Source organism: Burkholderia sp. MSh2 (assembly GCF_000731655.1).
Lineage (GTDB): Bacteria > Pseudomonadota > Gammaproteobacteria > Burkholderiales > Burkholderiaceae > Burkholderia > Burkholderia paludis.
This window is the reverse complement of sequence record NZ_JPGM01000003.1, coordinates 92385-112917: the sequence shown is the minus strand read 5'-3', so window position 1 is coordinate 112917 and position 20533 is coordinate 92385. Positions and strand designations below refer to the sequence as shown.

The window sequence follows — 20533 nt, the reverse complement described above, 5'->3', positions numbered from 1 at the left end:
CAACGCCATGTGGCGCAACTGGTCGGGATATGTCAGCAGTCCGGATGCAACCGTAGCGACACCCGCGTCGCGCGCCGCGCTCGCGACCGTGCTGCGCGATGCGGCGGCGTCCGGCGCAACCGTGCGCGCGGCGGGCGCCGGTCATTCGTTCTCGCCGCTCGTGCAGACCGACGACGTGATCCTGTCGCTCGACGCGATGCAGGGCGTGATCGACATCGATCGCGACCGGCGCATCGCGCGCGTGCATGCCGGCACGCGGCTGTGGACGCTCGGCCCCGCGCTCGCCGCGCACGGCCTCGCGATGGAGAACCTCGGCGACATCAACGTGCAGTCGATCGCCGGCGCGACCAGCACCGGCACGCACGGCACCGGCATCACGCTCGGCAACCTGTCGACGCAGATCGACAGCCTGACCTTCATGTGCGCGGACGGCAGCGAGATCCGCGCGACGGCCGACACGCATCCCGACCTGTTCGCGGGCGGCCGGATCGGGCTCGGCGCGCTCGGCGTGCTGACCGAGATCGGCCTGCGCCTCGTGCCCGCGTTCAACCTGCGCCTCGAACGCGGCGGCATGCGGCTCGACGACTGCCTCGCGCAAGCGGATGCGCTGATCGCGAAGCACCGCTCGTTCGAGTTCTACTGGTTCCCGCACGCGGACACCGTGCTGACCAAGGCGTGGGACATGACGGACGAGCCGGCCGACGCCGTGCACTGGGCGAGCCGCGCGTCCGAGTCGTTCCTCGAGAACACGGTGTTCGGCGCGCTGTGCGGGCTCGGCAAGCGCGTGCCGTCGCTGTGCCCGGCACTGAGCCGGCTGTGCGCATCGACGGTGTCGGCCGGCCGGCACGTGGACGCGAGCTACGCGATGCTGTCGACGGTGCGCCGCGTGCGCTTCAACGAAATGGAATGGTCGGTGCCGGCCGAGCGCGGCGCCGACGCGCTGCGCGAGATCCGTGCGTTCATCGCGCGCCGCAGCTTCCCGCTGATGTTCCCGATCGAATACCGCTGGGTGCGCGGCGACGACATCTGGCTGAGCCCCGACTACGGGCGCGACAGCGTGCGCATCTCCGCGCACCAGTATCGCGGGATGCCGTTCGACGCTTACTTCGCGGGCGTGCAGGCGATCTGCCGCAATCACGGCGGCCGGCCGCACTGGGGGAAGGTGCATGCGATGAAGGCCGCCGAGCTCGCGGCGTGCTACCCGCACTGGGACGATTTCCTCGCGCTGCGCGAGCGCATGGACCCGCACGGCCGCTTCCTGACGCCGTACCTGCGCGCGCTGTTCGGCGTCCGGCAAGGCGGGCGCACGGCCGCCGTCGCACCCGCGACACGCGGGACACACCCGATGCACGAAACGGCCGGCATCGCGCAAGATCGTCCGCGATCCAACCAGGAGGCTTCATGAGCACCGCCACCCTGCACATGGCCGCCCAGTCGCGCCCCGATCCGTCGACCGGCGCGGTCGTGCGCCTCGCGCTCGCGTTCGCCGCGGCCACCAACGGCCTGATCCTGTCGCCGTTCCTCGTCGCGGCGGTGATGACGCGCTTCGGCCTCGACGAAGGCACGGCGACCGCGCTCGTCAGCGCCGAGATCCTCGGCATCGCGATCAGTTGCGCGCTGCTGTCGCACCGGATCGCGCGCGCCGCCGGGCCGTTCACGCTGGCCGGGCTGTTCGGCACGATCGCCGGACAGGCGCTCAGCGCGCTCGCGCCCGGCGTCGCGTCCGCGGCAACCGCGCGCGGGCTGACCGGGCTGTTCGAAGGCATGCTGTTCGTCGTGGTCGCGTCCGGCGTGTCGCAGCGCGCGTCGACCGACCGCCTGTGGGGGCAAATCAACCTGCTCGCGGGCGGCGTCAACGGCGGCATCCTCGTGCTGATCTCCGCCATGCCGGCCGCGTGGCTCGGGCGCTGGGTGTTCGCGTTGCTGGCGGCCGTCGTCGCCGTGCTGGCGCCCGCGATCCGCGGCATCGGCGCATTCGCGAGCGCGCAAGCGCCGGCGCGTGCGCGCGGCCATGCGCTGCCGTGGCGGCCGGTCGTCGCGATCTGGATCGTGACCGCGCTCGTGTACGGCGTGCAGGCGTCGCAGTGGGCCATCGCCGGCTTCGTCGGCGAGCGCGCCGGGCTGTCGCCGACGACGATCGGCGTGCTGCTGTCGGTGTCGTCGCTGCTCGGCTTCGTCGGCGCGGCGATCCCGTCGCATCCGGCCAGCCACAAGCACCGCCTCGCGCTGATCTGGGCCGCGCAGCTCGCGATGATCGGGTCGATCGAATGGTTCTTCGGTGCGCGCGGCGGCACCGCGTACTTCCTGAGCCAGTTCGTGCTGAACGCCGCGTTCTTCGTGATCGTGCCGTTCCTCACCGGCATGCTCTCCGATGTCGATCCGGACGGCTCGCTCGTCGCGCGCACGCTCGTCGTCACGTTCTTCGCGGCCGGCATCGGCACCGCGCTGTCCGGCGCGCTGCTCGGCCGCTTCGGCGGCATGCACGTCGCGCACGTGCTGTGCGTGGCCGTGCTGGCCGCCGCGCCGTTCGTGCGGCTTGCGCTGCGCCGCGCCGCGCCCGGCGCCGTCGCCCGCGCGTCGTCCTGACCGCACCGCGCCATCGCGTGGCCGCGGCGCACCACGAGATTGGCCGGCGCGGCCTTGGCCCGCGTAAATTTGGCTTCCTACATTCGTTTCCGGCGGTGCAACGCCGCCTGCCCCCCTGTTCCATGCAGAGATGCGGAGTCCAGAATGAATCGTCACGATAGCGTTCGCGCGGCGTGCTGCGCGATGATGGTCCTGGCCTGTACCGGCGCATACGCGCAAAGCAACGTGACGCTCTACGGCGTGATCGACGCGGGCATCCGCTACGAAACGCACGGGGTGTCCTACGGCGCGGACGGCACGCCCGTGTCGACGGGCCGCAAGATCTCGATGACCGACGGCGGCGGGCTGACCGAAAGCTACTGGGGCCTCAAGGGCAACGAGGACCTGGGCGGCGGGCTGTCCGCGCAGTTCAACGTGGAAAGCCACTTCGGCCCGAACAGCGGCGCGATCGTGCCGGCCGGCTCGCCGAACTTCTTCCAGGTCGCGTACGTGGGGCTCACGTCGACGTCGCTCGGCCAGCTTTCGCTCGGGCGCCAGTACAACGTGCCGTTCGAGATGGTGTCGCTGACCTACGGCTCGAACCTGTGGGCCGGCCCGCAGGACCCGTACTTCAACCTGTTCAAGCCCGAGCAGACGATGCTCGCGGGCGCGCGCACCAGCAACATGATCCAGTACGGCGCGCAGCTCGGCAGCCTCTACCTGCTTGCACAATACGCGCCGGGCGGCCACGCGGGCGGCGGCGTGCTCGGCAGCCAGCTCGGCGCGGCCGCCGCATACGCGCCGGACAAGGGGCCGTTCACGGTCGGCGCATCGTTCATGCGCAGCTGGGACGACGTCACGCACGGGAAATTCGACATCTACGCGGGCGGCGGCTCGGTGACGATCGGCAACGCAACCGTCAACGCCGGCTATATCGAGAACGCGCGCGACAACGACTTCACGTCGTTCGAGAACGGCCCGTTCAGCCCGACCGACCTGGCCGGGCTCGGCATCATCTCGCCCGCGCAGGTGGCCGACCCGACGACGCCCGGCGGATTCCGCCGCCGCAAGATGGCGCTCGCGGGGCTGACCTACCGCTTCACGACGGCGTTCACCGCGGCCGTCAACGCGTGGTGGACCCAGCAGTCCGGCTACACGGCGGATTTCGACGGCCGCGCGCGCCAGTTCCAGGTGATCGCCGGCTACAGCCTGTCGAAGCGCAGCATGCTCTATGCGGAAGTCGACTACGCGCTCTACCGCGGCGGGCTGGTCGGCGCGCAGCTCGTCGGCGTGAACGGGCAGGCGCCGAGCACGAGCACCACGCAGCTCGGCGCGACGGTCGGCCTGCGTCACTACTTCTGAAGCGGGGCCGCGTGGCATGTGGCCGATGACGGCCGGGGCGGCACCCCGGCCGGGCGGGACGAGTACAATCCGTGGAAAAAAACACGGAGCGTTCATGGACGATACCGCCCGTTATACGACGGCGAATCTGCCGGTCCATTTACTGCGGTGCCTGGCGGAGACAAGCAAGGAACTGGGCATCGACCCCACCCGGCTGTGCCTGGGGCTCGGCTTCGACGTCGCCGACCTGTCGAATCCGTCGTGCCGGATTTCGCTGCGCCAGGCCGGCACGATGATCCGGCGCGCACTGGAGATGGCGCCGGGGCGCGCGCTCGGCCTCGAACTCGGCACGAGCGAGACGATCGCGTCGATCGGGCTGGTGGGCTACGCGATGCTGACGAGCCCCACGCTGAAGGATGCGATCACGGTCGGCCTCGAACTGCAGCGCCACACCGGGCCGCTGATGCGCTTCGACCTGGTGTCGGACGCGCGCACGCTGTCGATCCGCGCGACCAACGTGCTGCTCGAGCCGGACATCGAGGCGTTCCTCGTCGAGGAGGCGTTCGGCAGCTTCATGAAGATCGGGCGTTCGCTCGTCGGCCCCGCGTTCCAGCCGAAGGTGATCGACCTCGGCTACCCGCCGCCGCCGTACGCGGAACAGTACGCGCGCGTGTTCTCGTGCCCGGTGCGCTTCGAGCAGGAGCAGAACCTGCTGTCGTGCGACGCGTCGCTCGGCAGCCGCCCGATCGCGACGCACGATCCGCTGGCGCATCGGCAGGTGCTCGAATTCCTGCAGGACGCGCTGCCGCCCGAATCCGAAGGCACCGAGTTTCTCGAGTCGATCGAACGGATCATGCGGCGCGACCTGCGGCATACGCCATCGCTCGCCGCGATCGCCGCGCAGCTGTGCATGAGCGAGCGCACGCTCAGGCGGCGGCTCGCCGATCAGGGCGTGTCGTATCAGACGGTGATCGACACGATCCGCCGCAAGCGCGCGTTCACGCTGCTGAGCAACCCGCGGCTGTCGATCGAGGACGTCGCGCATGAAGTGGGGTTCAGCGACGCGCACAACTTCCGGCGCGCGTTCAAGCGCTGGACCGGGCACGGGCCGCGCGAGGGGCAGCGCGCGGCGCTGTGACGGCGCGCCGCGCGGGACGCCGCAGGGCGGCCGCTACGCGGCGTTCGCCAGCGAACGGTCGAGCGCGACGAGTGTCCGGTACAGCACGCGCGTGCCGTCGAGCAGCTGGCGCGGCTCGATCCACTCCTCCGGGCAATGGCTGCGCCCGCCCAGGCACGGAATGAAGATCATCCCGATCGGCCCCGTCGGCGCGACGTACACGGCGTCGTGCCCGGCGCCGCTCGGTAGCCGCATGCTCGGATAGCCGAGCTGCGCGGCCGCCTGCTCGACCGCATCCATCACGAGCGGCTGGCAGTCGGTCGGCCGCGCGCGGCTCACGTGTTCCGCGTGCGCGGAAAGCCGCAACGCATCGAGCCGCGCGGCCGCCCCGGCCAGCAGCGCCTCGGGAAAATCGTCGAGCACCGCGGCGCTGTCGCTGCGCACTTCGAGCATCAGCTCGACGCGCCCCGGCACAGCGTTCGGCACGTTCGGCGTCATCGCGATCCGCCCGATCGTCGCGACCACGTAGTGCGGGTTGCCCGACAGCGCCGAAGCGCGCGCATGCGCGGCCTCGATCAGGTGCGCGGCACCGACGAGCGCATCGCGGCGGATGTCCATCGGCGTCGTGCCGGCGTGGTCGGGCTGGCCGGTCACGGTGATCAGCACGCGCCGGATGCCGACGATGTGGGTCACGACGCCGATCGGCAAGCCGCGCGTCTCCAGCACCGGCCCCTGCTCGATATGCAGCTCGACGAACGCGGCCGTGCTGCCCGGCGCGCGCAGCGGTTCGTGCAGCGCGTCCGGGTTGCCGCCGATGCGCCGCAGCGCGTCCGCGAGCGTTTCGCCCCCGGCGTTCGTCGCCCGCAGCATGCCCGCGTCGAGCACGCCCGACAGCGCGCGGCTGCCGACGCACGAGATGCCGTAGTCGCTCGGTTCCTCGGACAGGAAATCGATCACCTCCAGCGGATGGTCGAGCACGATTCCCTGCTCGTTCAGCGTATGCGCGACCTCGATGCCCGCGAGCACGCCGATGATCCCGTCGAAGCGGCCGCCGCCGACGACCGTGTCGCAGTGCGACCCCGTGACGAGCGGCTTCGTGCATCGCCCGCTGCCTTCGCGGCGGCCGATCAGGTTGCCGCCCGCATCCGTCGACACCGCGAGCCCGGCTTCCGCGAACTGCGCGGCGAGCCACGCGCGCGCTTCGACAAACAGCGGCGAGAACGCGCGGCGCGTCCACGGCACGTCGGGCCGCGTCAGGCGCGCCAGTTGCTCGACGCGCGCGTTCAGGCGCTCGGCATTCAGCGGCGGAAAAGTCGTCGGATTCATGCGTGCTCCGTTTGGGTGGCGATCGAACGGCTGCCGTGCGGCTTCAGGAAGCGGCCCGACCCGGCCGGGTTGACGACGCGTGCGCCGTCGTAGACGAGCGCGCCGCGGCAATAGGTGGCGGCGACGCGCACCGAGAATTCCATGCCCTCGAACGCGCTCCACTGCACGGCCGACAGGCTGCGCGACGGATCGAACGCATAGCGCTCCGGCGTGAGGATCACGAAGTCCGCGTCGGCGCCGACGTCGAGCGAGCCCTTGCGGTCGTCGAGCAGGAAGTGCCGCGCCGGGTTCGTCGCCAGCAGCCCGGCCACGCGAGTGGGCGCGATGCCGTGCTGTTCGCAGCCGGTCCAGAACGCCGGCAGCAGCGTTTCGAGCCCCGGGCCGCCCGACGCATTGCGGAACACGTTCGGATCGCCCTTGCGTTCGAGCCCCCAGCTCACGTGATCCGACGACACGAACGTACACTCGCCGCGCGCGACGTGCGTCCACAGCAGCGCCTGCTCGGCGCGCGGCCGGATCGGCGGATAGTGCTTCGTCTTCGCGCCGAAGCGCTTCGTGTGCGTTTCGTGATCGAGCATCAGGTATTGCACGCAGGTCTCGATGCTCGCGCGATGGCCGGCTTGCCGGAACATGTTGCACAGCTCGAAGCCGCGCGACGTCGACACGTGCACCGCGTGCGCGCGTGCGCCCGTCTCCGCGCCGATCTCGTAGATCAGCGCGGTCGCCAGGTTCTCGATCAGCGGCGGATGGGCGCGCAGGAACGCATCCCAGCCCGTGTCGCCGGCCTCGATCATCCGCGCGACGTTCTTGCGCGTCATCTCCTGCATCTGGTTGTGCACGCCGCACGCGAGGCCCGACGGCGCGATCAGGCGGAACGCGTCGTACAGCACGTCTTCCTCGACGCGCGGGAACCGGCCGGGCGTCGCCTCGAACGTCGAGAACTTGAACGCGCACACGCCGCCGTCGATCAGCCCCGCCGCCGCGTCGAGGCCGTGCTTCGCGTTGAGCGTGCCGTACAGCGCGACGTCCACGTGGCAGTCGCGTTCGGCTTCGGCGATCTTGCGGTCGAGCTGCGCGCGCGATGCGACCGGCTCCGGATCGTCGTAAGGCATGTCGACCATCACCGTCACGCCGCCCGCGGCAGCGGCGCGCGACGCGTGGCCGAGCCCCTCCTGGTTCGCCTGGCTCGCCGCATGCACCTGCCCGTCGACGACGCCCGGCAGCACCCACTGCCCGCGCGCGTCGATCGTGTCGCGCGCCGCCGGCGGCGCGCCCGTCCCGCGCGCGGCGATGCGCCCGCCCCGGATCGCGAGCCAGCCGTCGTCCACCACCTCGCGTGCGTCGACCAACCGGCCGCGCACCACCTGCTCGAATTCGCTCATGTCCGCCTCCTGCTTTTTTGATCACGAGCAGTTTATGCAGCGCTCTGCCAGAATGTCTCTTGCCGATTTATCGTCCTCACATAACATGGAGTTAAGGCTGTGCGTCTGAACCTGCGCCAGATCGAGGTGTTTCGCGCCATCATGCTGACCGGCTCGATCAGCGGCGCGGCGAAACTGCTGCACGTGTCGCAGCCGGCCGTCTCGCGACTCATTTCGTATGCCGAACAGCGGCTCGGCCTCGCACTGTTCGAACGCATCAAGGGGCGGCTCTACCCGACGCCGGAAGCGCAGCGGCTGTTCGTCGAAGTCAATGCGGTGTACCAGGGCGTGCAACGCGTCAACGAAATCGCCGAGGACCTGATCGAGAACCGGATGGGCCACCTGCGCATCGCATGCAGCCCCAATCTCGGGCAATCGCTGCTGCCGCGCGCGATCGCGGCGTTCTACGAACGCTACCCCGACGTGCGGATCATCCTGCACACGATGATTCCGGGCGTGCTGCTGCAAGCGGTGCTCACGCAGCAGGTCGAGCTCGGCATCGCGTTCCTGCAGGACACGCACCCGAACGTCGAAAGCCGGCGCCTCTACGAAAACCGGATGGTCGCGGCCGTGCCCGCGTCGCATCCGTTCGCGCGCCGCAAGACGCTCGCCGTGCGCGATCTCGCGAATCAGCCGCTGATCGGCTACGGCAGCGACATTCCGCTCGGGCAGTTGATGCGCCGCCTGTTCAGCGACGAGGACCTCGTGCCGCAGGTCAAGATCGAGGTGCAGCAGGCGCATGTCGCGTGCGCGCTCGCGCAGGCAGGCACCGGCATCGCGCTGATCGACGAGCTGACGGTCGCCGGGCCCGTGTGGCCGCAGATCGTCGTGAAGCCGATCGTGCCGACCATCGCCGCGCCGGTCAGCGTGCTGCACCCGGTGCTCGCGCCGCTGTCGCGCCTCGCGCACGCGTTCATCGACACGCTGCACGCGCTGCCTGCCGACGCGTGAATTGCGTCGCTGCAGCAGGCCGGACGCCTGGTGCGGCATGCATTTCGACGCCTCGTCGGCGGCGGTGGACGACCCCGCCCCCGGCCCGCCGCCCGGGCGTCACCGGGATTACCCTAGACTTAACATCGCGTTATGAAGTCTCCATAAAATAGCAATAACGCTCAATATTCGGCGTCCCTAGAATCGTTTGGACAGTACCGCCAAGCAACGCCTTCCGGCCGGCGCGTACAGCCCTTTTTCCCTCTCAGGACAAACGACACATGGGACGCATTCTGTCTTCGAAGGACGTCGAAGCCGCCGTCAAGGGCGGCTCGGTTTTCGCCTGCGGCGGCGGCGGCTGGGCCGACCACGGCCGCGAGCTCGGCACGCTCGCGGTCACGATCGGCCGCCCCGAACTGGTGAGCGTCGACGAGCTGCCGGACGACGCATGGATCGCCACGGCCGCCGCGATCGGCGCGCCGGGCGGCCTCACCGACTGGCAGATGCTCGGCGCCGACTACGTGAAGGCCGCGCAGCTCGTGCAGGACGCGCTCGGCGCGCCGCTCGCGGGGCTCATCATCGGGCAGAACGGGATGTCGAGCACGCTGAACGCGTGGCTGCCGTCCGCGCTGCTCGGCACCAAGGTGGTCGACGCGGTGGGCGACATCCGCGCGCACCCGACCGGCGACATGGGCTCGCTCGGCCTCGCGTCGAGCACGGCGCCGATGATCCAGGCCGCGGCCGGCGGCAACCGCGAGCGCCACGCCTACATGGAAGTGGTCGTGCGCGGCGCGACCGCGAAAGTGTCGCCGGTGCTGCGCAAGGCGGCCGACATGGCCGGCGGCTTCATCGCGAGCTGCCGCAATCCGCTTCGCGCGTCGTACGTGCGCCAGCATGCGGCGCTCGGCGGCATCAGCCGCGCGCTCGCGCTCGGCGAAGCGATCATCGACGCCGAACGGCGCGGCGGCAGCGCGGTGATCGATGCGATCTGCGCGGCCACGCAAGGCGAGATCGTCGCGAGCGGCAAGGTCGAGCGCAACACGCTCGAATACACGCGCGAGGCGTTCGACGTCGGCCTCGTCTATCTCGGCAGCGGCGCGCGGCGCGCGGTCATTCACGTGATGAACGAGCACATGGCGGTGGACGACGCGCACGGCGCGCGCATCGCGACCTATCCCGACGTCATCACGACGCTCGATGCCGAAGGCCGCCCCGTCAGCGCCGGGCAGTTGAAGGAAGGCATGGAGATCCACGTGCTGCGGGTGGCGAAGGCGCACCTTCCGCTGTCGTCGTCGGTGTTCGATCCGGCGGTCTACCCGCCCGTCGAAGCCGCGCTCGGCATCTCGATCGCCGACTATGCGCTCGCCCGCTGAACGGAGCCGACGATGACGAACCAGATGACCCGCACCTTCGAAGTCGCGTCCGGCACCGCGCTGCGCTGCAAGGGCTGGCGCCAGGAGGCGCTGCTGCGCCTGCTCGAGAACGTGCTCGCCGTCGGCGAGGACCCCGATCGACTGATCGTCTACGCGGCGCTCGGCCGCGCGGCGCGCGACTGGCCGTCGCACGACGCGATCGTGCGCACGCTGAAGACGATGGACGAGGACCACACGCTCGTCGTGCAGTCCGGCAAGCCCGTAGCCCTGCTGCGCACGCATGCGCGCGCGCCGCTCGTCGTGATGGCGAACTGCAACCTGATCGGTCAATGGGCGAAGGCCGAGCATTTCTACGAACTGGAACGGCGCAACCTGATCTGCTGGGGCGGGCTCACGGCCGGCGACTGGCAGTACATCGGCTCGCAGGGCGTGATCCAGGGCACCTACGAGATCTTCTCGCGGATCGCCGAGCGGCATTTCGACAACGACCTGCGCGGCCGCTTCATCCTGACGGCCGGCCTCGGCGGGATGGGCGGCGCGCAGCCGCTCGCCGGCCGGATGGCGAACGCGGCGACGCTCGTCGTCGAGATCGACCAGACGCGCATCGACAAGCGGCTGCAGATCGGCTTTCTCGAACGGCAGGCGCGCGATCTCGACGAGGCGCTCGCGCTGATCCGCGACGCGCAGGCGCGCCGCGAGCCGATCTCGGTCGGGCTGCTCGGCAACGCGGCCGACGTGTTCCCGGCGATCCTCGCGCGCGGCGTGGTGCCCGACATCGTCACCGACCAGACGGCCGCGCACGATCTCGTGTACGGCTACGTGCCGTCGGGCCATACCCTCGACGAAGTGCGCGCGCTGCGCGAGCGCGACCGCGCGCGGCTGATGGACGCGAGCCGCGCGTCGATCGTGCGCCACGTCGAGGCGATGCTCGGCTTCAAGGATCGCGGTGCGATCGTGTTCGACAACGGCAACCTGATCCGCACGCATGCGAAGGACGGCGGCGTGGCGCGCGCGTTCGAGATCCCGGTGTTCACCGAGGCGTTCCTGCGCCCGCTGTTCTGCCGCGCGATCGGCCCGTTCCGCTGGATCGCGCTGTCGAACGACCCGAACGATATCCGCATCGTCGACGACTACCTGCTCGAACACTTCCCGGACAACCGGATCGTCACGAACTGGATCCGGCGCGCACGCGAATGCGTGCCGTTCGAGGGCCTGCCGGCGCGCATCGCGTGGCTCGGCCACGGCGAACGCACGCGGCTCGCGGTAGCCGTCAACGCGATGGTGCGCGACGGCGTGCTGGCCGGACCGGTCGCGTTCACGCGCGACCACCTCGACGCCGGCGCGATGGCGCACCCGAACATCATGACCGAGAACCTGCGCGACGGCTCCGACGCGGTGGCCGACTGGCCGCTGCTGAACGCGATGATGAACTGCGCGTCGATGGCCGACCTCGTCGCGATCCATTCGGGCGGCGGCGGCTACAGCGGCTACATGACGAGCGCGGGCGTGACCGTCGTTGCCGACGGCAGCGCGGAAGCGCACGAGCGGCTCACGCTGTCGATGACCAACGACACCGCGCTCGGCGTGATCCGCTATGCGGACGCCGGCTACGAGGAAGCGCTCGACGAGGCGCAACGCGGACAGATTCCGCACATCCGGCTGTAAGCCCGCCCCGCACGACGACAGGAGATCGATGTGAAGCAAACCGCGGTTCCCCTCGACACGGCCATCGCCGCGTCGCCCCCCACGTCGAGCGCCGGGCGAGCGATCGCCGCGGCGTCGATCGGCAACGCGCTGGAGTGGTACGACTTTTCCGTCTACGCGTTCTTCGCCGTGTACATCGCGCAGAACTTCTTCCATCGCGGCAACACGGGCACCGAGCTGGTCGAGGCGTTCATGGCGTTCGGGATCGGCTTCATCGCGCGGCCGCTCGGCGCGCTGGCGATCGGCGTGTACGGCGATCGCGCGGGCCGCAAGGCCGCGCTGACGCTGACCATCCTCGTGATGGCGGCGGGCACCGGCATCATCGCGTTCGCGCCGCCGTTCACCGCGATCGGCATCGGCGCGCCGCTCCTGATCCTGTGCGGCCGGCTGCTGCAGGGCTTCTCCGCCGGCGGCGAAGTGGGCGGCGCCGCGGCGTTCCTGATCGAGCACGCGCCGGCGGACCGCAAGGGCCGCTACGCATCGTGGCTGCAGGCAAGCATGGCCGCGTCGAACATCCTCGGCGCGCTGGTCGCCACCGCCGTGACGCTCGTGCTCTCGCGCGAACAGATCGGCGACTGGGGCTGGCGGATTCCGTTCATCCTCGGCCTCGCGATCGCGCCGGTCGGCCTGTGGCTGCGCAAGACGCTCGACGAAACGCCGCATTTCCGCGCGGAGCTGGCGCGCGCCGCGCACGCGCCGGCCGAACGCAAGACGCCGCTGCTGCAGGTCGTGCGCGACCATCCGCGCGCACTCGCGGTCGGCACCGGGTTCTCGGTGCTGTGGGCCGTGTGCGTGTATGCGCTGGTGATCTACATGCCGACGCACGTGCAGCGCGCGCTCCATTTCGACGGGCGCGACGCGTTCGTCGCGTCGCTGGTCGGCAACTGCCTGATGGCCGTCACCTGCGTATGCGCGGGAAGCTGGTCGGATCGCTTCGGCCGGCGCACGGTGCTGACGGCCGGCGCGGCGCTGATGCTCGTGTCGGTGTACCCGCTGCTGCACTGGCTCGCCGACGTGCACACGCTCGCCGCGCTGATCGCGGTGCAGAGCGCGTTCTGCGTGATGGTCGCGATCTTCACCGGCGTCGCGCCCGCCGCGCTGTCGGAGCTGTTCCCGACCCGCGTGCGCGCCACCGGCATGTCGCTGTCCTACAACATCGCCGCGACGATCTTCGGCGGCTTCGCGCCGGCGATCCTCGCGTGGCTCACGCAACGGTCCGGCAACCCGTTCGCACCCGCCTGGTACGTGATGGCCGCATGCGCCATCGCGCTCGCATCGATCGCCGCCTTGCCTTCCACCTCACGTCACGACTGAAACCGGAGAACCGCTTCATGCAACGCTTCCTCATGCGGAGCGCGCTCGCGCTCGCGCTTTTCGCCGCCGTCCCCGCCTTCGCGGACGTCCTGCTCGACGGCCGCACCGTCACGCCCGAATCGATCGCGCGCATCGCCGACGGCGAAGCCGTGTCGATCGCGCCGGCCGCCCGCCAGCGGGTCGTCGCCGCGCACGACGTGCTGCTGAAGGCCGCCGCGGCCGGCCAGCAGATCTACGGGCTGACGGTCGGCGTCGGCCTCAACAAGGACCGCCAGATGGTCGATGCGCACGGCAAGCTGTCGCAGGAGGTGATCGACGCGTCGACGCGCTTCAACGTCGGGCTGATCCACGCGCACTCGGGCAGCGTCGGCCCCGACATGAGCGTGCGGGTGGCCCGCGCCGCGATGGCCGCGCGCCTGAACGCGATGCTCGACGGCGGCGCCGGCGTGCAGCCGGCGATCGTCGACGCGTACGCGCAGTTCCTCGATCGCGGCGTCACGCCGGCGATGCCGGCGGACGGCTCGATCGGCGAAGCCGACATCACGATCCTGAGCCACGTCGGCCTCGCGATGCTCGGCGAAGGCGACGTGTACTACCAGGGCCGCAAGATGGCGGCCGCCGATGCGCTGAAGGCGGCCGGCATCGCGACGATCCGCCCGTACGGCAAGGACGCGCTCGCGATCCTGAGTTCCAACGCGTATTCGGCCGGCATGGCGGCGCTCGCGCTTGCCGACATGGCGCGTCTCGCGCACGTGTCGAAGCTCGTGTTCGCGCTGAGCCTGCAGGGGCTGAACGGCAACGTGTCGCCGTTCCGCGAAGATACGCTCGCGCTGCGGCCGTTCCCGGCCACGCTCCGCGCGGGCGCGCAGCTGCGCACGCTGCTGGCGGGCAGCAGCCTGTGGGAGCGCGACCCGGACCGGCCGCTGCAGGACCCGCTCAGCTTCCGCTCCGGCGTCTATCTGCTCGGCGAGGAGGATCGCACCTACGACGAAGCGCGCGCGCTGCTGCAGGTCCAGCTCAATTCGAGCGACGACAATCCCGGCGTCGCGGTCGGTGTCACGCCGAAATCGAACCGCGTGCAGGACGCGGCAGGCTATGTCGACGGCGGCGGCGCGGTGCTGCCGAGCGCGAATTTCGAGCCGCTGCCGTGGGTGCTCGCGTTCGAACAGCTCGGGCTCGCGCTCGGCCACAACGCGCTCGCGTCCGCGCAGCGCATCGTCAAGCTGAACGACCCGCACCTCACCGGCCTCTCGCGCTTCCTCGGCACCGAGGACACCGTGCACGCGTTCGGCGCGATGGAGAAGCCGCCCACCGCGCTCGCGATGGCCGTGAAGTCGCTGGCGATGCCCGTGTCGCTCGACTACCTGCCGGTTGCCGGCAATATCGAGGACATCGCGACGAACGCGCCGGAAGTCGTGCAGCGCGTGCAGGCGCAGATCGACGCGAGCTACACGCTGCTCGGCCTCGAACTGATCGAGGCCTCGCAGGCGATCGACCTGCGCCAGCGCAAGCAACCGTCGTTCGCGCTCGCGCCGGCCACGCAGCCGCTGTACCGCGCGCTGCGTGCGAAGGTCGCATTCCTCGAGCGCGACCGCCCGCTCACGCCCGACTTCCGGGCCGCCGATGCGCTGCTGCGCGCGTATCGCGACTGAGCGGCGCGCCGCCCGTCGTTCCTGTCACCCACGGGCCGTCGCGCCCGCCGCCGCGATCGCCGCCCGATCGCGGCGCGCGGCACGTACGCCCGGCCGCTCGACCGGCCACCGGATCGAACCGCCGTTCACCGTCTTACAACCACTCCGCACCGGACCTTCATCATGAAACGAATCCTGTTCGCGCTGCCGCTCGCCGCGGCCGCCACCGCTCATGCGCAAAGCAGCGTCACGCTGTACGGCATCGTCGAGGACGGCGTCGACTACGTCTCGAACGTGCAGGGCAAGCATCTCGTGCAACTGGCGTCGGGCGTGACGGCCGGCAGCCGCTGGGGCGTGCGCGGCACCGAGGATCTCGGCGGCGGCCTGAGCGCGATCTTCCGGCTCGAAAGCGGCTTCGACCTCAACGCCGGCCGCCTCGGCAGCGGCCTCGCGTTCTCGCGCAACGCGTACGTCGGCCTGAACGACACGAAGCTCGGCACGCTCACGCTCGGCCGCCAGTGGGATTCGATCGTCGACTACGTCGAGCCGTTCACGCTGAACGGCAACATCGGCGGCTACTACTTCGCACACCCGAACGACATGGACAACACCGACAACGGCTTTCCGATCTCGAACGCCGTCAAGTACCGCAGCCCGACGATCGCGGGCGTCACGTTCGGCGGCCTCTATGCATTCGGCGGGCAGCCGGGCCGCTTCTCCGACAACGCGACGTTCAGCGTCGGCGCCAGCTACGCGGCGGGCCCGGTGGGCTTCGGCGTCGGCTACCTGCGCATCAACGACCCGGGTGTATCGACGCAGGGCTACCAGAACTACCCCGGCTTCACGAATGCGATCTACGGCAACTACCTCGACGCGGCGCGCGCGCAGAAGGTGTTCGGCGTCGGCGCGTCGTACCAGGTCGTGCAGTGGCTCAAGCTGCTGGCCGACTTCACGAACACGAACTTCCAGCAGGGCAGCGCGGGGCACGACGCGACGTTCCAGAACTATGAGCTGTCGACGCTCGTCACGCCGACGCCGGCCGTGACCGTCGGCGCCGGCTATACGTACACGACGGGCCGCGATCATGCGACGAACGCGGAGCCGAAGTATCACCAGTTCAACCTGAGCGTCGAATACGCGCTGTCGAAGCGCACCAGCGTCTACGTGATGGGCGCGTTCCAGAAGGCCGCCGGCGACGCGCCAGTCGCGCAGATCGCCGGCTTCAATCCGTCCGGCAACCAGAAGCAGGCGGTCGGCCGCGCGGGCATTCGCCACGCGTTCTGACGGCCCGCGCGACGGGGCCGGCGCGGCCTCGTCCGCGGGTCGATCGCTTCAGCCGATCGACCCGCGGCGAGCGGGCCGGCCCGCGCACGGCGCTCCGAACCCGCGCGGTGCGCGCTCAGGCGCCGGCTTCCGCGTGCAGCAGCAGCACCGCGTCGCGCTTCTCCAGCAGATGCCGGCGCAGGATCGCCGCGAGCGCCTTGCCGTCCCGCGCCTCGAGCGCCTTGATCATCTCCTCGTGATCGTGCACCGCGCGATCCCACTTCTCGACGTGCTGGTTCGAGCGGAACCGCATCGACATGATCCGCCGGTTGATCGACTGGTACGTGGCGCGCAGCGCCGAATTGCGCGCGGCCTCGTTGATGCGGTCGTGGATCTCCTGGTTGCGGCTGTAGTAGCCGGGCAGGTCGTTCTGCATCCGGCACGCGAGCATCGAGTAATGCAGCGCCTTGATCTCCGCCAGCTCGGCCGGCGTGATCCGCTCGCAGGCCAGCTCGCCTGAAAACGCCTCCAGCCCCGACATCAGCTCGAAGGTCTCGCGGATCTCCGATTCGCTCATCCGGTACACGCTCGCGCCGCGGTTCGGCGACAGCACCAGCAGCCCCTCGGCCGCCAGCACCTTGAACGCCTCGCGCAGCGGCGTGCGCGAGATGCCGAGCGTCTCGCACAGCTCGCGCTCGTTCAGCCGCATGCCCGGCGTCAGCACGCCTTCGACGATGAATTTGCGCAGGTGCTCGACGACGGTGTCGTGCAGCCGCTGCCGCTCCAGTTTCGGCAGTGCCGGCGCGCCGCCGGCAGGCTCCAGATCATTCAAATCTTGCATGCAAAGTCCTTCCTTCTTGCTTCCCGCGATTCTACTGCAACTCGCCCGACCCGAATATTGCCCCGCCAATGCCGGGTAAACACCGGCATCTTCGGCGAAATCAGCGCTTGGTTCCGTCGCGATCGCTCTGCTAAAGTATTTTGCATTCAAAATTCAAAATGCAACCAAGGAGACAGAACGACCATGCTGCAACTCGACTTCCATCCGTCCGGCCGCCACTTCCTGCAGATTCCGGGGCCGAGCCCGGTGCCCGACCGCATCCTGCGGGCGATGAGCTATCCGACCATCGACCACCGTGGCCCCGAATTCGGCGCGCTCGGCCTGAAGGTGCTGGCCGGCATCGGGAAGATCTTCAAGACCGTGCAACCGGTGATCATCTATCCGGCGTCGGGCACCGGCGCGTGGGAAGCGGCGCTGACCAATACGCTGAGCGCCGGCGACACCGTGCTGATGTACGAGACGGGCCACTTCGCGACGCTGTGGAAGAAGATGGCCGAGGCGCTCGGCCTGAAGCCCGAATTCCTCGGCCTGCCGGGCATCGAGGGCTGGCGCCGCGGCGTGCAGCCCGACCTGATCGAGGCGCGCCTGCGCGCCGACACCGCGCACGACATCAAGGCCGTGTGCGTGGTGCACAACGAGACGTCCACCGGCGTCACGTCCGACATCGCCGCGGTGCGCCGCGCGATCGATGCGGCCGGGCACCCGGCGCTGCTGATGGTCGACACGATCTCGGGGCTCGCATCCGCCGACTACCGCCATGACGAATGGGGCGTCGACGTCACGGTATCGGGCTCGCAGAAGGGGCTGATGCTGCCGCCGGGCATCAGCTTCAACGCGGTGTCGCCGAAGGCGCTCGCGGCGAGCGAGCACGCCGGGCTGCCGCGCGCGTTCTGGGGCTGGCACGACATCATCGAAGCGAACCGGAACGGCTACTGGCCGTACACGCCGAACACCAACCTGCTGTACGGGCTCGCCGAGGCGCTCGACATGATCCTCGGCGAAGGGCTCGACGCGGTGTTCGCGCGCCACCAGCGGCTCGCGGAAGCGACGCGCCGCGCGGTGCGCGCGTGGGGCCTCGAGATCCAGTGCGCGGACCCGGCCGTCTACAGCCCCGTGCTGACCGGCGTGATGATGCCGGACGGCGTCGACGCGGACGCCGTGCGCAAGCTGATCTACGAACGCTTCGACATGTCGCTCGGGCAGGCGCTCGGCAAGCTGCGCGGGACGATGTTCCGCATCGGCCACCTCGGCGACTGCAACGACCTCACGCTGATGGCCACGCTCGCCGGCTGCGAGATGGGGCTGAGGCTCGCCGGCGTGCCGGTCGCCGCGAGCGGCGTGGTCGCGGCGATGGACTACCTCGCGGCGAGCCCGCACGCACCGGCCCTGCGCGCGGCGGCCTGAGCGCCGGCCGGCGGCGCGCGCACCCGGCGCGCCGCCCGCCGAGTCCTTTCCCCTTCACGGGCGGCTGCGCGGCCGTCGCGACGCGCCTCGCCCGCCGCCGGCGCGCGCCCGCCCCGCTTCATCGGCACGACCCGCCCCGAGGCCGGCCTCGACGCCGGCACGGGCAGCCAGTCAGACAACATCAAGGAGACGAAACATGAAGCTGTTCCGAGCGACCGGCATCGTGCTGGTGATGCTGTGCGTGATGTACTTCATCACGTATCTCGATCGCGTGAACGTGAGCACGGCCGCCGCCGGGTTCGGCAAGGAATTCGGGCTGAACAGGACGGAGATCGGCCTCGTGTTCTCCGCGTTCGCGTATCCGTATCTCGTGTTCCAGATCATCGGCGGCTGGGTCAGCGACCGCTTCGGCGCGCGCCGCACGCTGCTCGCGTGCGGGCTGCTGTGGGCCGTCGCGACGCTGCTCACCGGAATGGCCGGCGGCCTCGCGTCGCTGCTCGCCGCGCGCCTGCTGCTCGGGCTCGGCGAAGGCGCGACGTTCCCGGCGGCGACATCGGCGATGTCGCGCTGGGTGCCGCGCGAGAAACGCGGTTTCGCGCAGGGCATCACGCACGCGTTCTCGCGCGTCGGCAACGCGGTCGCGCCGGCCGCCGTCGTCGCGGTGATGGCCGTGTACGGCTGGCGCGAATCGTTCTACATCTGCGGCGCGATCAGCCTCGTCTGGGTCGCGGTCTGGGCGCTCGTCTACACCGAACACCCGAAGGACCACCCGCGCATCACGCAGGCCGAACTCGATGCGCTGCCGCCGCCGAAGCAGCAGCCCGCGACAGTGCCGTGGGGCCCGCTGTTCCGCCGGATGATGCCCGTCACGATCGTCTACTTCTGCTACGGCTGGACGCTGTGGCTGTTCCTGAGCTGGATTCCGCAGTACTTCCTGCACAGCTACGACCTCGACCTGAAGAAGTCGGCCGTGTTCGCGTCGGCGGTGTTCTTCGCGGGCGTGATCGGCGACACGCTCGGCGGCGTCGTCACCGACCGCATCCTCGCGCGCACCGGCAGCCTCAGGCGCGCGCGCAGCTGGATGGTGTCGATCTGCATGCTGCTCACGCTGCTGTCGCTGCTGCCGCTGCTGTTCATGCACGACCTGTACGTATCGATGGCGTGTCTCGCGGCCGGCTTCTTCTTCGCCGAAATGACGATCGGCCCGATGTGGGCCGTGCCGATGGACATCGCGCCGGAATACTCCGGCACCGCGAGTGGGATGATGAATTCCGGCTCCGCGCTCGCGGCGATCCTGTCGCCGGTGATCTCCGGCTTCGTGATCGACCGCTTCGGCAGCTGGGAGCTGCCGTTCATCGGCAGCATGGTGCTGATGGGCGTGGGCGTGCTGCTCGCGTTCCGCATGCAGCCGGAAAGCCGCTTCGCCGATGCACCCGCCGCGCAGGCCGCCGCCGGCCGCTCGCCGGCCTGATGCCGCGCGGGGCGCCGCGCCGCCCCGCTTCCTCACCTCTTCACTGCCCACGATGACTCAAGCCACTCACGATCTCGCCGCCCGCCTCGCCGCCGGCTGGCAACACGGCATCGCGTTCGCCGCGCTGCCGCCCGAACTCGTTCCCGCCGGCGCCGACGCCGCCTATGCCGTGCAGGCGCAGCTCCTGCGCGAACGCCGCGCCGCGATCGGCGCATGGAAAGTCGGCGCGAAGCAACCCGACGGCCCGATCCAGGGCGCCCCGCTGCCCGACGACTGCCGGCATGCGAGCGGCGTCACGCTGCCGCGCGGCGCGTTCCGGCCGCTCGGGCTCGAACTGGAGATCGCGTTCCGCTTCGGCCGCGACTTCACGCCGCGTGAGGCCGCCTATACCGACGACGACGTGTTCGACGCCATCGCGCAGATGGGCGCCGCGATCGAGATCGTCGCGAGCCGCTTCCATGAATGGCCGGACGTCGCACCGGCCGCGCAGCTCGCCGACCTGCAGAACCACGGCGCGCTCGTGCTCGGCGAGATGACCGGCTATCGCGCCGATTTCCCGTTCGTCGCGCCGGCCCCTGCGTTTACGTTCGACGGGCACGACATCACCGGCACGACGCCAGGCGCCAACCCCGCCGGCGACCCGCGCCGCCTGCTGCCATGGCTCGTCAATCACGCATCGCGACGCGGCATCGCGCTGCCGGCCGGCACCGTCGTCACGACCGGCTCGTACACGGGCATGTTTTTCCCGCAGGCCGCGGGCACGGCCGTCGGCCGCATCGCGGGACTGCCGCCCGTCAGCGTCACGCTCGCCTGATCCACGCCTGATCCGTTT

General features: G+C 70.2%; 16 protein-coding genes. 13 read left to right on the top strand and 3 right to left on the bottom strand.

The annotated features are described in order from the left end of the window. Positions 1-7 precede the first annotated feature (7 nt). The 4 genes from GQ57_RS01905 (at position 8) to GQ57_RS01890 (ending at position 5044) form a co-directional block, all read left to right on the top strand. A complete protein-coding gene (locus tag GQ57_RS01905; RefSeq protein ID WP_031397262.1) occupies positions 8-1405 on the top strand; it encodes a D-arabinono-1,4-lactone oxidase in 1398 nt (465 codons plus the stop codon). After that, on the top strand, positions 1402-2586 hold the full coding sequence (locus tag GQ57_RS01900; RefSeq protein ID WP_031397261.1) for an MFS transporter: 1185 nt from the start codon (positions 1402-1404) through the stop codon (positions 2584-2586). Before GQ57_RS01905 ends, GQ57_RS01900 begins: the two co-directional genes overlap by 4 nt. Positions 2587-2730: 144 nt before the next feature. Continuing rightward, positions 2731-3927: a porin gene (locus GQ57_RS01895; RefSeq protein ID WP_034196919.1), complete on the top strand. Its 1197-nt coding sequence runs from the start codon at positions 2731-2733 to the stop codon at positions 3925-3927. Positions 3928-4021: 94 nt separating this feature from the next. Further along, a complete protein-coding gene (locus tag GQ57_RS01890; RefSeq protein WP_031397259.1) occupies positions 4022-5044 on the top strand; it encodes an AraC family transcriptional regulator in 1023 nt (340 codons plus the stop codon). 33 nt (positions 5045-5077) lie between these two features. Here the strand turns inward: GQ57_RS01890 and GQ57_RS01885 are convergent, their stop codons facing one another. Together GQ57_RS01885 and GQ57_RS01880 are read right to left on the bottom strand one after the other, a co-directional pair. Continuing rightward, on the bottom strand, positions 5078-6349 hold the full coding sequence (locus tag GQ57_RS01885) for a Zn-dependent hydrolase (protein ID WP_031397258.1): 1272 nt from the start codon (positions 6347-6349) through the stop codon (positions 5078-5080). Next, positions 6346-7731, bottom strand: a complete 1386-nt coding sequence (locus GQ57_RS01880) for a dihydroorotase (protein ID WP_031397257.1) — start codon at positions 7729-7731, stop codon at positions 6346-6348. The genes GQ57_RS01885 and GQ57_RS01880 overlap by 4 nt, the downstream gene beginning before the upstream one ends. Positions 7732-7830: 99 nt before the next feature. Here GQ57_RS01880 and GQ57_RS01875 point away from each other — a divergent pair, with 99 nt between their 5' ends. From GQ57_RS01875 to GQ57_RS01850, 6 genes are all read left to right on the top strand, one after another. Beyond that, positions 7831-8721 (top strand): LysR family transcriptional regulator, encoded by an 891-nt coding sequence (locus GQ57_RS01875; protein ID WP_031397256.1) that lies wholly within the window; start codon positions 7831-7833, stop codon positions 8719-8721. A 260-nt stretch (positions 8722-8981) separates the two neighbouring features. Next, on the top strand, positions 8982-10073 hold the full coding sequence (locus tag GQ57_RS01870; protein WP_034196918.1) for a DUF917 domain-containing protein: 1092 nt from the start codon (positions 8982-8984) through the stop codon (positions 10071-10073). 24 nt (positions 10074-10097) lie between these two features. Next, on the top strand, positions 10098-11738 hold the full coding sequence (locus tag GQ57_RS01865) for a urocanate hydratase (RefSeq protein ID WP_031397254.1): 1641 nt from the start codon (positions 10098-10100) through the stop codon (positions 11736-11738). A 30-nt stretch (positions 11739-11768) separates the two neighbouring features. After that, positions 11769-13091, top strand: a complete 1323-nt coding sequence (locus GQ57_RS01860) for an MFS transporter (protein WP_031397253.1) — start codon at positions 11769-11771, stop codon at positions 13089-13091. 17 nt (positions 13092-13108) lie between these two features. Continuing rightward, positions 13109-14743 (top strand): HAL/PAL/TAL family ammonia-lyase, encoded by a 1635-nt coding sequence (locus GQ57_RS01855; protein ID WP_034196917.1) that lies wholly within the window; start codon positions 13109-13111, stop codon positions 14741-14743. A gap of 162 nt (positions 14744-14905) precedes the next feature. Next, positions 14906-16006 carry a porin gene (locus tag GQ57_RS01850; RefSeq protein WP_031397251.1) on the top strand — a complete coding sequence of 367 codons (1101 nt, stop codon included), beginning with the start codon at positions 14906-14908 and terminating at the stop codon, positions 16004-16006. Between the two features lie 115 nt (positions 16007-16121). On the opposite strand, the gene GQ57_RS01845 is transcribed toward GQ57_RS01850, so the two are convergent. Beyond that, entirely contained in the window at positions 16122-16826 is a 705-nt protein-coding gene (locus GQ57_RS01845; protein WP_031397250.1) for a GntR family transcriptional regulator, read from the bottom strand. A gap of 183 nt (positions 16827-17009) precedes the next feature. Between GQ57_RS01845 and GQ57_RS01840 the strand changes: the two genes are divergently transcribed. From GQ57_RS01840 to GQ57_RS01830, 3 genes are all read left to right on the top strand, one after another. Then, the gene (locus tag GQ57_RS01840; RefSeq protein ID WP_031397249.1) at positions 17010-18230 is read left to right on the top strand and encodes a pyridoxal-phosphate-dependent aminotransferase family protein; all 1221 of its coding nucleotides are present in this window, start codon (positions 17010-17012) and stop codon (positions 18228-18230) included. Positions 18231-18426: 196 nt separating this feature from the next. Continuing rightward, complete coding sequence (locus tag GQ57_RS01835) at positions 18427-19701, top strand: MFS transporter (protein ID WP_031397248.1); 1275 nt, start codon at positions 18427-18429, stop codon at positions 19699-19701. Positions 19702-19753: 52 nt separating this feature from the next. After that, a complete protein-coding gene (locus tag GQ57_RS01830; protein WP_034196916.1) occupies positions 19754-20515 on the top strand; it encodes a 2-keto-4-pentenoate hydratase in 762 nt (253 codons plus the stop codon). The last annotated feature ends 18 nt before the right edge of the window (positions 20516-20533 follow it).

Bases quoted from the DNA above. Each gene is read 5' to 3' on its own strand.
- GQ57_RS01830 (WP_034196916.1), top strand. From the start codon at position 19,754: ATGACTCAAGCCACTCACGATCTCGCCGCCCGCCTCGCCGCCGGCTGG.
- GQ57_RS01900 (WP_031397261.1), top strand. From the start codon at position 1,402: ATGAGCACCGCCACCCTGCACATGGCCGCCCAGTCGCGCCCCGATCCG.
- GQ57_RS01885 (WP_031397258.1), bottom strand. From the start codon at position 6,349: ATGAATCCGACGACTTTTCCGCCGCTGAATGCCGAGCGCCTGAACGCG.
- GQ57_RS01895 (WP_034196919.1), top strand. From the start codon at position 2,731: ATGAATCGTCACGATAGCGTTCGCGCGGCGTGCTGCGCGATGATGGTC.
- GQ57_RS01890 (WP_031397259.1), top strand. From the start codon at position 4,022: ATGGACGATACCGCCCGTTATACGACGGCGAATCTGCCGGTCCATTTA.
- GQ57_RS01840 (WP_031397249.1), top strand. From the start codon at position 17,010: ATGCTGCAACTCGACTTCCATCCGTCCGGCCGCCACTTCCTGCAGATT.
- GQ57_RS01845 (WP_031397250.1), bottom strand. From the start codon at position 16,826: ATGCAAGATTTGAATGATCTGGAGCCTGCCGGCGGCGCGCCGGCACTG.
- GQ57_RS01905 (WP_031397262.1), top strand. From the start codon at position 8: ATGTGGCGCAACTGGTCGGGATATGTCAGCAGTCCGGATGCAACCGTA.
- GQ57_RS01855 (WP_034196917.1), top strand. From the start codon at position 13,109: ATGCAACGCTTCCTCATGCGGAGCGCGCTCGCGCTCGCGCTTTTCGCC.
- GQ57_RS01835 (WP_031397248.1), top strand. From the start codon at position 18,427: ATGAAGCTGTTCCGAGCGACCGGCATCGTGCTGGTGATGCTGTGCGTG.
- GQ57_RS01850 (WP_031397251.1), top strand. From the start codon at position 14,906: ATGAAACGAATCCTGTTCGCGCTGCCGCTCGCCGCGGCCGCCACCGCT.
- GQ57_RS01870 (WP_034196918.1), top strand. From the start codon at position 8,982: ATGGGACGCATTCTGTCTTCGAAGGACGTCGAAGCCGCCGTCAAGGGC.
- GQ57_RS01865 (WP_031397254.1), top strand. From the start codon at position 10,098: ATGACCCGCACCTTCGAAGTCGCGTCCGGCACCGCGCTGCGCTGCAAG.
- GQ57_RS01880 (WP_031397257.1), bottom strand. From the start codon at position 7,731: ATGAGCGAATTCGAGCAGGTGGTGCGCGGCCGGTTGGTCGACGCACGC.